Origin of the sequence: Caballeronia terrestris (assembly GCF_001544515.1) — a bacterium.
Classification (GTDB): Bacteria; Pseudomonadota; Gammaproteobacteria; order Burkholderiales; family Burkholderiaceae; genus Caballeronia; species Caballeronia terrestris.
Genome location: NZ_FCOL02000041.1, coordinates 23,099 through 35,898, shown reverse-complemented (window position 1 = coordinate 35,898; position 12,800 = coordinate 23,099). Strand labels below are relative to the sequence as shown.

The 12,800-nt window shown below is 61.1% G+C and carries 11 protein-coding genes and 2 pseudogenes; 7 read left to right on the top strand and 6 right to left on the bottom strand.

Annotation, left to right across the window (positions count from 1 at the left end; genetic code table 11):
• Positions 1-98: 98 nt before the first annotated feature.
• Positions 99-629 carry a tyrosine-type recombinase/integrase gene (locus tag AWB67_RS25360; protein ID WP_235025311.1) on the bottom strand — a complete coding sequence of 177 codons (531 nt, stop codon included), beginning with the start codon at positions 627-629 and terminating at the stop codon, positions 99-101.
• A gap of 423 nt (positions 630-1,052) precedes the next feature.
• Positions 1,053-1,202 (bottom strand): annotated as a pseudogene (locus AWB67_RS41985) (tyrosine-type recombinase/integrase); the annotation flags it as partial.
• Positions 1,203-1,346: 144 nt separating this feature from the next.
• Between AWB67_RS41985 and AWB67_RS25355 the strand changes: the two are divergent.
• A complete protein-coding gene (locus AWB67_RS25355) occupies positions 1,347-1,673 on the top strand; it encodes a hypothetical protein (RefSeq protein ID WP_087658964.1) in 327 nt (108 codons plus the stop codon).
• A gap of 280 nt (positions 1,674-1,953) precedes the next feature.
• Positions 1,954-2,157: a cold-shock protein gene (locus tag AWB67_RS25350; RefSeq protein WP_087658963.1), complete on the top strand. Its 204-nt coding sequence runs from the start codon at positions 1,954-1,956 to the stop codon at positions 2,155-2,157.
• 173 nt (positions 2,158-2,330) lie between these two features.
• Here AWB67_RS25350 and AWB67_RS43405 read toward each other — a convergent pair whose 3' ends face one another.
• Entirely contained in the window at positions 2,331-3,170 is an 840-nt protein-coding gene (locus AWB67_RS43405; protein ID WP_374729848.1) for an H-NS family nucleoid-associated regulatory protein, read from the bottom strand.
• A gap of 360 nt (positions 3,171-3,530) precedes the next feature.
• On the opposite strand from AWB67_RS43405, the gene AWB67_RS25340 reads away from it, so the two are divergent.
• Positions 3,531-4,010 (top strand): hypothetical protein, encoded by a 480-nt coding sequence (locus AWB67_RS25340; RefSeq protein WP_235007812.1) that lies wholly within the window; start codon positions 3,531-3,533, stop codon positions 4,008-4,010.
• A gap of 41 nt (positions 4,011-4,051) precedes the next feature.
• Here the strand turns inward: AWB67_RS25340 and AWB67_RS25335 are convergent, their stop codons facing one another.
• Genes AWB67_RS25335 through imuA form a run of 3 tightly spaced genes read right to left on the bottom strand, consistent with a single transcriptional unit; the run spans position 4,052 to position 9,314 of the window.
• Positions 4,052-7,198, bottom strand: a complete 3,147-nt coding sequence (locus AWB67_RS25335) for an error-prone DNA polymerase (protein WP_087658962.1) — start codon at positions 7,196-7,198, stop codon at positions 4,052-4,054.
• A 15-nt stretch (positions 7,199-7,213) separates the two neighbouring features.
• Positions 7,214-8,677, bottom strand: a complete 1,464-nt coding sequence (locus tag AWB67_RS25330) for a Y-family DNA polymerase (protein WP_087658961.1) — start codon at positions 8,675-8,677, stop codon at positions 7,214-7,216.
• Positions 8,607-9,314, bottom strand: a complete 708-nt coding sequence (gene imuA, locus AWB67_RS25325) for a translesion DNA synthesis-associated protein ImuA (protein WP_087658960.1) — start codon at positions 9,312-9,314, stop codon at positions 8,607-8,609. The genes AWB67_RS25330 and imuA overlap by 71 nt, the downstream gene beginning before the upstream one ends.
• A gap of 413 nt (positions 9,315-9,727) precedes the next feature.
• Here imuA and AWB67_RS25320 point away from each other — a divergent pair, with 413 nt between their 5' ends.
• From AWB67_RS25320 to AWB67_RS25300, 4 genes and pseudogenes are all read left to right on the top strand, one after another.
• A complete protein-coding gene (locus tag AWB67_RS25320) occupies positions 9,728-10,078 on the top strand; it encodes a hypothetical protein (protein WP_087658959.1) in 351 nt (116 codons plus the stop codon).
• A 133-nt stretch (positions 10,079-10,211) separates the two neighbouring features.
• Complete coding sequence (locus tag AWB67_RS25315) at positions 10,212-10,481, top strand: DUF1488 family protein (protein WP_235025309.1); 270 nt, start codon at positions 10,212-10,214, stop codon at positions 10,479-10,481.
• 14 nt (positions 10,482-10,495) lie between these two features.
• Positions 10,496-10,732, top strand: coding sequence for a hypothetical protein (locus AWB67_RS25310; RefSeq protein ID WP_087658958.1), 237 nt, complete (start codon positions 10,496-10,498; stop codon positions 10,730-10,732).
• 540 nt (positions 10,733-11,272) lie between these two features.
• Positions 11,273-12,564: pseudogene (locus tag AWB67_RS25300) on the top strand (NRAMP family divalent metal transporter).
• Positions 12,565-12,800 lie beyond the last annotated feature (236 nt).

Sequence of the window (12,800 nt, the reverse complement as noted above, 5' to 3'; positions counted from 1 at the left end):
TGCTGCCCAAACGCTGTTGCGGCCCGTCTCGGACGAGCGTGAGCGTGCATCGATGGTCTGCGCTCGAGAGCCTGATTTCGTTGCGAGCCCGACTGAAGTCACCCGATCTCGCTATCCATAGATTCATATTCACACTCAGGCGATGCAAAGGATGGGTCAAGTGTCTGCCGCAGTCGCACACTGGTGCGATGACTGGACAGGCCCAGCAGGTTGGCGACCTCTTCGTCAGTGCGGCCCGCATGGAGATGGCGGCGTGCGTAGGTATTTCTTAAAAGTCGTGGGCTCATATCTGCGGCCGTGATTTCCAGCGTCTGCACCGCCAGCCGCACGTATTTTCCGAGCGTATCGTCCTTCATCGGCTTACCGGCGGCGGTCGCCAGAAATAGCCACTCACTTTGACAGGCCAGCTTCACTCGTGCGTCGTGGTACTCCCTCAGCACCTTGAGCGAGAAAGCTTCGAGCGGAACTCGGCGAGCGATCCGCGGACCGCGCTTTTGCACTGACACGTCTGGCCGGATGCCATCAATATCGAGGTCGGAAAGGCGGAGGTAACGGCATTCGGCGGCCGTGATGCCGGCGCCCAGCAAGATCGCAACAATGGCTGTGTTACGAAGCGCTTTAAAGTCCATTCCCGGCTGCGGGAGGCAAACCGATTGCAACCGGCCATCATCCGCAAGCGAAAGGTAGATCGGCGTGGGTTCGTCCTCGGGCCACGACTCCGCGGCGAGCATCTGAGCCGCAGGGTTAGCCGAGCGGAGTTCCATGGCGACAAGGTGCCGAACGAGCCGGTCGATGAGCTTCAGATATCTCAGCCGTGTCGTTGTGCCCGGCGCGCAATCTCTCGCGAGTTCTTCAAAAAATCCATCGATGTGATCGGATCCGAACGTCGTCAGCGTCTGCCGATGGCCCAGGCTGTGTCAAAACGCACGCCGTTTCGGCTCAGCGCAAAAAGCGGCTTGTTAGATCGACCTATATCGGCCTCGCGGCACCTCGGGAGGGGTAAAGGGACCCCTCAAAACCCAGTGATTTTGAGTTTTGACACGGCCTCGGCCGACAAGGAACCGATTAAAGCGCGCAAACATCGCGCAGTGTTGAACGATGGATCGTTCGGCGAAGGCTCGGCGATCAGCGCCGGCGGCTTCGGTGCGCTGCCATTGCGCATACGCCGTTTCGGGATGGCTCGTCCAGAGTGCCAGCGTCATAAGTCGATATACTGAATTGCCATTCTCGTCAGGATACGCGAAGCTGACGCTTCGTCAAACCAAGTCTCCAACGACGGGTTCACAGTTACGAGCGTGTATCTTGGCAAGGGAGTTTTGGATCGCGTTTAAGAAGGAGGAAAGGACATGAGTTATGTGCTTAGCGATGGGATATTGAAAATTGTCGGCCGTGCGGGGGCCGTTGTGGAACTTCCGGGCGACAGTTTGCATTGGGACGCCCCTTTCGAAGATGCCGAGACGGGCGAGCTTGTTCATCTCGCGACGATTGTTTCCGAGGAGTTTCAAGGGCTTCCGGACGAGCTCATCGTGCTCAAGCTGACTGAGACAGAGGGCGGCGGAGTACAGGGCGGCGAGGTGGTGGTTGACCGAAACGACGGTCACTATGAGATTGATACGGAAGATCTGATCGTTACGATCGAGGACGAGCTCGATGTCGGCGACGCCGATGACTAACGTGCTGTCGAGGTTGTCATCTGGCGAATTTCACTGGTGCGCGAATAGGTGGCGGCCCGGATCTTTTCGTTCATGATGAGGCACACTGACCGGTGGTTTTTCGTAGTGGAGGCATCGGACGACCCTGCAGACCGGGTTTATGTCCGACTGATGTCATTTCTGTAAGCGAAAATGCTGATAGAGATTGCGTACGTCAATGTGCTAAAAATCTGCTGCTGACGGACCAAAGGCCGTCGGGGCAATCTCATCTAGTATTTATCGTTATCGAGGTGTAGCAAAAATGGCAACCGGTACTGTGAAGTGGTTCAACGATGCAAAGGGCTATGGGTTTATCACGCCGGACGCCGGTGGCCAGGATCTATTCGCGCACTTTTCCGAGATTCAAGGCAGCGGCTTCAAATCGCTTCAGGAGAATCAAAAAGTAAGCTTCGAGATCAAACAAGGTCCGAAGGGAAAACAGGCTTCGACGATTCAGCCGCTGTGATCAACCGCCGTCGATAGTCGAAAGCGGCCCCGCGCGGGCCGCTCTTACTTTCAGGAATGCTGCACCTGCCCCGTTCGTCTCAAAACAGGGCAGGGGAGTGACGGGAAATCAAAAGCAGCGTTGCAGGTGGATTCCAAGCGCGCCGGAACTTCCCCTTCAACTGCCCGCTAAATTCAAGCCATCGCCTCGGCGCCGCTCGGCGGTACCGGCGGCGGCGTCATTTGGGCGTCAGCACCGCGCGTATCAGGCGCTGCGACGCTTGCCTGAGCGTCCGATTCAGCCCGTGCTCGGGCCGCTGTCGCCCGCTTGGAAGCGGTTTTCCCCGCGGGGGTCTTTGCCGATACCGCCTTCTTCGCCGCGGACTTCGTAGACGCAGCAGCCTTCTTCGTCACAGACTTCTTAACCGCCGCCTTTTTTGCAACGGTTTTTTTGGCGACTGCCTTCTTCGCGGCAGTCTTCGTCGCGGCGGTCTTTGTTGCGGCAGTCTTTGTCGCGGGAGCGGGCGCTGCCGTAGACTTCGCCTTCTTCGCTGCGACCTTCCGGCTGGCCTTTTTTGCAACCGGCTGTGTGGTGCTGGACTTTTTCGTCGCAGCGACGCTCGATGCCGGGGCGCTGGTTGAAGACGCGCTCGCCTTCACTGACGCACGCTTCTTGGCCGCCGGTTGGCTCGCCAAGCGCTTCGTCGATGCTCCGTCCGTCGCTCCGTTCGTCGTAGTGGAAGTTGCAGTTGTCTCTGCCGAGCTGCCGTCGATGAGGAACTTAGTCCGGTCCCTGACCTTAGCGATCCACGCCGGGGGGCGTGCCCAGCCGCTCCAGGTTTGGCCGGTCTTCGGATTGCGGTACTTAGCCGGCAGTTTCCCCTTGGCTGCTGACGACGATTTGGATGAGGTTCGCGTAGTCTGCGCAGATGTCTGCGCGGATTTCTGCGATAGGGCACCGCGCGGCCGCCCTTTGCGCGCCGAGCTTTTCTGATGAGCGTCGATGTCTGCGGATGTCAGATTGTGTTGAGCCATCAAAGCATGGATGTCATCAAGTATTGCGCGCGAGCGCTTAGCGGTCAGCGCCTCGGCTTGAGTCTGCAGTTTCTTCATTTTTTCTTTGATTTGTTCAAGGGTTGCCATGAGCGGTCTCCTTAATGGTCATGCCCCGAACTATGCCACTATTTGTCAATAAGGCGAAGCGCTTAGCACCATTTAGCGTGAGGTTTCGCTTATTTGTTCCTGCCTTTGCTTCTGAATGAGCTGCACACGATTGCATTAGATCCTCGTCCCTGTCGACAGGGTCTCGGCGGAGTCGTACAAAAAGTCGGCAGATCCGCCTGCCGGGCGTAAGCTACGGGAAGATGTGTCTTTAACGAAACCTACGGCCCGGTTGTGTCTAAGTGGATCAACAGCAGATTAATTGGCTTCGCCGTCGCTTGGTCGCAGTTAGCGGGCAGCGCTCAAGCAGCGGATTTCAAGATCAACCCGCAGGCTGCGCGATTTGTCCTAGCAATCGTGCTTGATGATTTTCAGACGGCACAGGCGGGCGGCGCGTACATGTTCTCGTATGGACCGAATGAATCGGAAGCTTCGCTGCGCGTGAAGGTCGAGCAGTGGCTTTCAGGTCACGATCCGGAGGCCCTGGAAATGGATGCCTCCGAGCGGCAGACGCTCTTCAAGTTCTATTGGGCTGCCAGCATGATGCCGAAGCGCTCGACCTGCTTCGTTCGGATGGAAGCCGAGTCATGCCGACAGGAGTTGACCAAATGGATGTCGCGCGAGGCAGCGGGCGATCCGCGTTTTCTGCTGGACTATAAGACGCTGGCTCCGGCGCTCGGGCTTCCCGCGCTGGCCGGTACAGGAGGTTCGTGAGCAGTCCAGCGATCTGCTGGCCATCCCGTGCTTGGGGATTGTCAGCAGAAGTTCCGGCTGACCGTCGTCAATCCGCCCAGCAAATGCGACATGTCGACGAGCCGTTGCGCGACGAGGTGGCGCACTTCGCCTTCGCATTGCCAGGTGCCATAGACCGCGAGCAGCGATGCGCCAAGCGCTTCCTTGCGCTGCTTTTCGAGCAATGACGGCCAGACGATCACGTTCACATTGCCCGTCTCGTCTTCGAGCGTCACGAACATCACGCCCTTGGCGGTGCCGGGGCGCTGCCTGACGGTCACGAGACCGCAGCCGCGAGCCAGCCGGCCGTTCGGATACGTTCGCAGCGTCGATGCCGGGATCAGGCGCTGCTTGAGCAGGATCGGGCGAAGCAACTCCAGCGGGTGACGCCCCAGCGTGAGTCCGGTCGACTTATAGTCGCTGACGATGTCTTCCGCTTCAGTCGGAGCGCCGAGTACCGGTGTCTCGTCTTCCAGGCGGGCGTCGACCAGCATGTCCTTGTCGGGGACGGCCGCGACCGACTGCCATAACGCCTCGCGACGATTGCCCGCGAGAGAACCCAGCGCGTTGGCGCTCGCCAGCACCTGAAGATCATGCCGGTCGAGTTGCGCGCGCCGCGCCAGATCGCTGACATTCAGGAACGGCCTGACCGCGCGTGCGGCTTCGATCCGCTCCGCCGCGCCGTCGCGCATCCCTCTGAGCAAGGACAAGCCGAGCCGCACGGCCGCCGCCTCTCCTTCACGACGTTCGAGAACGGAATCCCAGCCGCTGATCGTCACATCGACGGGCGCCACCTGCACGCCGTGCCGCTTCGCATCCTGGACGAGTTGCGAGGGCGAATAAAAGCCCATCGGCTGGGAGTTAAGCATCGCGGCGAGAAATGCAGCCGGCTCGTGACATTTCAGCCAACTGCTCGCATACACCAGCAGGGCGAAGCTCGCCGCGTGACTCTCCGGAAAGCCGTACTCGCCGAAGCCCTTGATCTGTTCGAAGATGGCTTCCGCAAAGTCCTGTTTATACCCACGCTCGCGCATGCCGTTGACGATACGGTCGTAGTACTTCTGCAAGCCGCCTTTGCGCTTCCAGGCGGCCATCGCACGCCTGAGTTGATCCGCTTCACCCGGTGTGAAACCCGCCGCGAGGATCGCGACCTGCATCACCTGCTCCTGGAAAATCGGCACGCCCAACGTGCGCCCGAGCGCAGCCTCAAGCGCATCGCTGGGATAGGTGACAGGCTCGAATCCTTGTCGGCGGCGAAGATAGGGGTGAACTGCGCCCCCCTGAATCGGCCCCGGTCGAACGATCGCGACTTCGATCACGAGATCGTAAAAGGTCCTCGGCTGGAGCCGCGGCAGCATTGACATCTGCGCACGGGATTCGATCTGGAACACGCCGATCGTATCCGCCTGCGAGATCATCTCGTAGGTGACGGGGTCCTCGACGGGGATGTCCTGCATCTCGAAGCGCTCGCCGCGCTGCTCGGACACGATGTCGAGCGTGCGGCGGATCGCCGAGAGCATGCCGAGCGCGAGCACGTCGATCTTGAGCAGCCCGAGCGCTTCGAGATCGTCCTTGTCCCACTGGATGGCGCTGCGATCGGCCATCGCAGCGTTCTCGACGGGAACGAGCCGCGTGAGCTTGCCCCGGCTGATGACGAATCCGCCCGAATGCTGCGACAGGTGGCGTGGGAAATTCAGTATCTGCCCGGCCAGCGACGCCCACGCGACAATCAGCGGGTTCTCCGGGTCCAGCCCCGACTCGCCGAACCGTTGCAACAGGTCCTGCGAATTGTCGAACCACTGATGGCTCTTCGCGACCCGGTCGACGATCTGCGGGTCGACGCCCAGCGCCTTGCCCGTCTCCCGCAGCGCGCCGCGAGGCCGATACGTGGAGACCGCCGCCGCGATGGCCGCGCGGTCACGTCCATACTTTCGATAGATGTATTGGATGACCTCCTCGCGCCGCAGATGCTCGAAATCGACGTCGATATCGGGCGGCTCGCCGCGTTCCTTGCTGATGAATCGCTCGAACAGCATGCTGCCGCGCGAAGGATCGACTTCGGTCACGCCGAGGCAATAGCACACGGCGGAGTTCGCCGCGGATCCACGTCCCTGACACAGGATGTGCTGGCTGCGGGCGAAGCGCACGATGTCGTAGACCGTCAGGAAATACGCCTCGTATTTGAGATCGCGGATCAACTGCAGTTCGTGCTCGACCTGCTCCTGCACCGCGTGCGGGATGCCGTGCGGAAAGCGCCGATGCGCACCGACATACGTTTCCTGCCGCAGATACGCGTCGTGTGTGAAGCCTGGCGGAACGAGCTCGTCAGGATATTCATACCTGAGTTCATCCAGCGAGAACGTGCAGCGCTCCAGCACGCCTAATGTTTCGGTCAACGCGTGCTCGGGATACAGGTTGGCGAGCCGCAGGCGCGAGCGCAGGTGCTGCTCGGCATTGGGCGCCAGATCGTAGCCGCATTGCGCGACGGGCTTGCCGAGGCGAATGGCCGTCATCGTGTCTTGCAGCGGCTTTCTCGACCGTACGTGCATGACGACGTTGCCGGTCGCGACGACTGGCACCAGATGCCGGGAGGCAAGATGCTCGACCGTGCCGCGATGGATATCGTCCATCGCGCGCTGATGCAGGGTCAGTCCCACCCAAGCCCGAGCCGGAAAGGTCGCTTTCATCCATTCGAGCTGCGCGGCGAGCGCGTCTTCGTTCGCAGGAAAATCGGGAATGAGGATCGCGAGGCAATTCGGCATGCCGCGAAGATGCGCATACGCCTTTTCCGGACGCGCGATGTCCTGCGGCGTCAGCAGATAGCTGCCCTTCGCCGCCCGCATGCGGCCGAGTGTAATCAGCTCGGACAGGTTGCCATAACCATCGCGGTTCTGAGCCAGCAGAATCAGCCCGAAGGCGGGGCGTTTGTCGGCGTGCACCAGCTTGAAATACGAGCCGATGATGAGCGGCAACTTCTCTTCCTTCGCCTGCACATGAGCGCGGACGACGCCTGCGAGCGAACACTCGTCAGTGATGGCGAGACCCGAATAGCCGAGTTGGGAAGCGCGAATGACGAGCTCTTCCCCACGCGACGCCCCATGCAGGAAGCTGAAGTTGGAAAAGGCGAAGAGCTCCGCATACGCGGGCAGGGCGGAGAAAGGCGAATCCACGGCGTTTGGCTCATGTCATCCAAAGAGGCCGTGCAGGAACCAGCGCACTTCGTCCGAGGTGGCGCTCGGGCGCTCCCGGTAGATCCAGTAGCAGCTTTTGTCGGCGGCTTCAGCGACGAAGTAGTCGCGCGCGGCCAGATCGCCGTCGAACCAGCCGGCCTCGATGCGCTCGCCCGTCGAGACGAGCTTCAGCGTCGATCCGTAGAACGGCCGGTGGTTCTTGACCATCAGACGCAGCGGCGTTTCAAGCAACCACGTCGGACGGGGCAGATCGCAGGGCGGCGCTTCGGGTTTGCCTGCATCCTGCACGGACACCCAGCGGTTCGCGTGCTCCGGCCGATGATCGGACGTCGGCGCAGGGCGCAGGACGTTCTCCGGTCCCAGACGCGCGACGAGCAGTTCCAGCAGACGATTGTGGTCCTCCGCCGATCCGCCGGGGTCCGGGAAGAGGGTATCGGTCGGCGGTTCGGCGGCCTGGACTTTCGTCGCGGTGAGCCGTACGGCGATGACGGCCGCCGGAAGTTCAACGCGCCCCAAGCGCTCTTTCAACAGCCGCACGAGATGTTCTTCGTGCCAGGTCGGCTCGGCGAGCGCCAGGTCGATGGGGGTCGGCTCGATCGCCTCGCGTCCGCGTTCGTGTTCGAGCGTCACGCTCGCGTGCGTGAGCGCGAGTTGCTGCGCGCTCAGCCAGCCGCATAGCTGCACCACCAGCCGGCGCGCCGAGAACAGAATCGCTTCGGCATGTTCGACCCGGTCGGGCAGTTCGACGCGGGCGCTGAACGTGGGCGGCACATCCAGCCACGCGTACAGTTCCGGCGACAGCCCGTAGGCGCGGTCCAGCGAATCCAGCAACTCCACGGAACACCTCTTTTTCAGACCGGCGCGCGGCAGGCGCCGGATATCTTCGAGCACACGGCATCCGAGCCCGGCGAACCAGTCGGCGAACCGGCGGATTTCCGGCACGACCAGGTACGGCAGCGAGTCGAGTTCACGCTCAAGAGAACGCATCTTGAGCACGCGGCGACGCCCGCGCTTGGCAAGCATCCACGCACCCTGACCGGTCGGGGCGACGCTCATGCGCACGCTCACGCCAACAGCATCCACAATCTTCCGAATCTGATGGCAGATCCGCAGGATGCCGCCGAAAAGCCGCAGGCTCGCCGACACATCGACCACCACCGTATCTTCTTCACAGACGGCCACCATCGGCGAAAAACGCATCAGGGCGAGCGCGACCTCGCGCAGCATGTCCTGCTCGCGCACGGGCGCGCGGTCGTAGACGAGCGCATCGGGCGCGAGCGTCACGACGCCCCCGCGCTTCATACCGAGCAAAACGCCCGCCTCCCGAGCCACCGCGTCGGCGATGGCGACCTTGTCCTTGTCCAGCACGACGCAGCCGTTCGCCGTCCTAGGCGACCACCTTGGACGGAATACCTCCAGCGAAAGCCGGGGCAGGTGAATGGCGACGAGTACGGCCATGAGGGCTGAGCAGAATCGGTGAGGGTTGGAGGGCGACGCTGAGCGTCTCGTTTCGTATCGGTCCTCGTCGCTTGACGACGTCGACGACGATGCCGCCATCGGCCGAACGCACGGCGAGCCGCAACGTGGCCGGCGACGCATCCGCTGCGCTGGCGAGCGGCCGGACAAGGAGAAAAAGCGTCTCCGTCGCCTGCGCCGCGAGATGCAGCCGCCGCAGGGCCTCGGCGCGAATGTGCTGCTGCCAGAAGACCAACGCGCCGCAACTTCGTGCCCGCAGCACCTGTTCGGCGCACCAGAGCGCGTCGGCGGTCTTCGGCGCACGCAACTGGATCAGCTTGTCTAGCGGCAATCCCAGATAGGAGAACGCGAGCGAATTGGGCACGTGGGGTGCTTGCAGTAGCGCAACCGGCCGGCGGCTGAGTTCGGCGAGCGCCGGGCGCAACAGGCGAAGCTCACCCACGCCGGGCTGCTGCACCAGCAATTCGACGAGCGACCCGAGCGGCCAGCCGCCACCTGGAAGCTCCGCCGACAGGGCCGCGTAGCCTGTGTCGACCGTCTTGCCATAGGCACGCGCGAGCTGCGACCCGCGCCACAGCGCGGGGTGGATCGACTCGACGTGTTTCGGCAGGGCGGACATAGCGTGAATGACTGTATGGATGTACAGTACTTTACATCGAAACCGCGAACAGTGAATTGCCCCTTATAAGTCGCCGTCGGTCCGTCGAATGGATATCCTGTACCGATGCGGCTCGTTGCCAGAGAGGCAGCGCTCGTTCCAGGTCCGGCACGCCGTAGGACCGGTCGATGAAGCGGCGGCGCGCGCTTAGATGAGGTTTTCGATATTCACGCCACGTACCGAAGGCAAAAGTGGGGAGAAAATCGGCGGACGATTCAACCGACGGGTGGCTGAAGCGTCATTCACCCGTACTATCGCAAAACGTGTGATGGGCAGTGTGTTTGGCAGCAATACGTGGCCAGCGGCGATCAAACGCATCCGTTCGTCCGCAAACATTTTGGGCCGTTCGAGCGAAATTGTTGGAGAGAACAGGGATGGCTGACCACGAGATCGATGTTCGGCCGGGCTCACGCGCCGAGTTACTGTGTTTCCTGGTCGCGACGGCCGCCGCGTCGCGTTCGCTCACGCACGAGTGGCGTGTGGATCACGTTGTCGAAAGCTGTCGTATCTGGCTTGCCCGGCATGCGGTCGTGATGCACTGGCTAGAACGCGTCCAAATGGGGCAGCTGGCGTTGCGGGTTGCCCGGCGCGATTTGCGTAGCGCGGGAATCACCGTGCGGCAGTCGGATGTCCAAGCCCTTTTTACAGGCGAGATGGGTCTGAACCACGCGAGCACCGTGGTGCAGAAAATGATGATGCTCTGCACTACTTTGACAGCAGAGTAAAGAACCGGCTGGCAGCGTAGTTGCGCCAAGTCGGATCCGGCGGCTGCCAGTACTAACAATGCAGCAGAGCGAAGCCTTAAGGCGCTAGCGCTCACGCAGCGGCCAATCTTTATAGAAAGCGCATAGGTGTGAAGTGGATACGAACGTTAAGACCTTGGAGACGGTCGCGCGCGGCGGGGATGCCGTCCTGTTTGAGATCGAGATGCGTGGGAAGAGATGCACGTGTTCCATTTCCCGCGAGGCGCTCGAGGATCACTTCTGGCTCGGACGGCATGCCGACGAGGCTCGCCTGCTTCATGCGTTTTCAGACGGTCGAAAGAGAATTGTCGCAATGGCTGAACGCAAGGCCCGTCGCTTGGCGACCGAGGTGATTAAACTCACGTCACAGGACTTCGAGCGGTAGGATCCGGACGCACGATGACGAAGAGCGAGAATAAATCAAGCGAGGCACGGGCGCTTGAACGTGTCGCGGATGCCGCGCGTGAAGTGCAGGCTGCCTCGATTGCGCTTGAGGCCCATTTTTCAGACGGCGCCTCACATGCCCCAACCACGCTTGAGCTGGCGCGGTTTGCCGCCGCGATGCAGGAATTGAAGGACGCTCGGGAAGCGTTTGACGCGTTGCTGATCGAACGAAAAGCGAAGGGCGCCGAGTGATTCGCTGAAGCGTTGCTACTTCCAGCGCAATTGTTCACCGTGCGACAAAGTTCGAGCTTTGGTGGACCGCTTATCGGCCACTGCTGCCGTTGTCTAACGCCGTAACCTGCTCGTGATAGGGGATCCCATTGCCGTCATCCAACGGCAGGTTGAATCGTCGATCGTTGAATGGCCGATGTTGAGAAACGTGAACGCTTGCTGACGACCCTCAGGCCCGGGACTGGACCGCGATATCGCTTCGGGTGCAGCGGACGCCGAGGCTTTGCTAGTGGCTTCACGTTCGCCGCACACAGAACTTTGTGGATCGTCGCCAGAGAGGACCTCATGCGAGGGGTTCCTTACCTGCGAAGACCTGCTGTGAAGTAAGACAACGCATTCCAAAGCGTCCGGGAGTGGCGACGAGCCACATTGCCCACTAACGCCCGATTCGTTAGGGGCGAAACTCCGAGATGCCGCTTGACTCGATAGCAGAATTGAAAGGTCGCTGAGGCACACTGATTGCAAAGCACCTGACACGGCGTGCTTGCGAGCGGAGCCCGAATGCCTTTCGATATCAATCCCTCCGACGTACCGGACACTGAAGTCCAATCCTGGGTACAGAAACTTGGTCCGGGTCTGATCACCGGCGCCGCCGATGACGTTCCGAGTGGAATCGCGACCTACTCGCAAGCCGGTGCGCAATTCGGCTTCAACATGCTCTGGACGATTGTCGTCACCTATCCGCTGATGGTTGCCATCCAGGTCATCAGCGCGCGCCTCGGACGAGTGAGCGGACACGGCCTCGCAACCAACATCCGGCGTCACTACCCGGCGTGGCTGTTATATGGATCGGTCTTACTGCTGCTCGTCGCGAACACGATCAACATCGCAGCCGATCTCACCGCGATGGGCGCTGCAGTTAATCTCGTCGTGGGTGGCCCGACCCGGCTCTATACCATCGCTCTCGGATCGATATCGGTGTTGCTGCAGGTGTTCGTGCCTTACCGCAGCTACGTTCACGTCCTGAAGTGGCTCACGCTCGCCTTGTTCGCCTACGTGGCCACCATCTTTGTGGTCGCGATTCCCTGGCAAACCGTGGTGCTTCGAACCGTCCTGCCTCACCTGTCGTGGAAGAGCGACTACGTCACCACCGTCGTCGCAATCCTTGGCACGACGATCAGCCCCTATCTTTCTTCTGGCAGGCTTCGCAGGAAGTCGAGGAGATGCGCGCGGAGACGGGGCAGCACGCGCTCAAGAATGCGCCGGGCCAGGGGCCGGCGAGCCTCCGGCGGATTCGCATGGACACCTGGGTCGGCATGGGCTTTTCGAACCTCGTCGCGTTCTTCATCATCCTGACGACGGCAGCGACGCTAAACGCGCATGGCGTGACCGAGGTCCAAACGTCGTCGCAGGCGGCGCTCGCGCTAAAACCGATTGCCGGTAAATTCGCGTTTTTGCTCTTCAGCGTGGGTATCGTCGGGACCGGCTTGCTTGCGCTTCCGGTGCTCGCGGGATCCGCTGCCTATGCGATGGCCGGAACATTCAGATGGCGCAACAGCCTCGCACTCAAGCCCCAGCTCGCCAAGCGGTTTTACGGAATCGTTGTGATGTCGACGATCGTCGGGCTAGCAATCGGATTTACGCCCATTGATCCGATTAAGGCGCTTTATTGGAGCGCGGTGATCAACGGCGTGGTCTCTGTGCCGATCATGGTCCTCATCATGTTCATGGCGGTCAATCCAAAGATCATGGGCCGTTTCGTCATCTCTTTGAAACTGCGTGCGGCAGGCTGGCTCGCCACGGCGGTGATGGGCGTCGGAGTGGTCGCTATGTTTTGGTTTATGAGTCGATGAGGGCGTGGCTTTTGTCACACATAAAGTGTTTCTTTGGCGCGGCGATTCTACTTCTGAAGAGCGAGAGCGATAGCTGAATGAAGGTGAAGGATGTCCGTTGCGCAACCGACGTGCTAAGACTTCAACGATTCGGCGAACGCTCGTACTGTCGACGTCGTCCACGTTGTCAGTCCGGCTTGAAGTGCCGTTTGAAGGGCTCGCCGCGGTCCAAGGACAACGAGGCCGACCAATAGCGC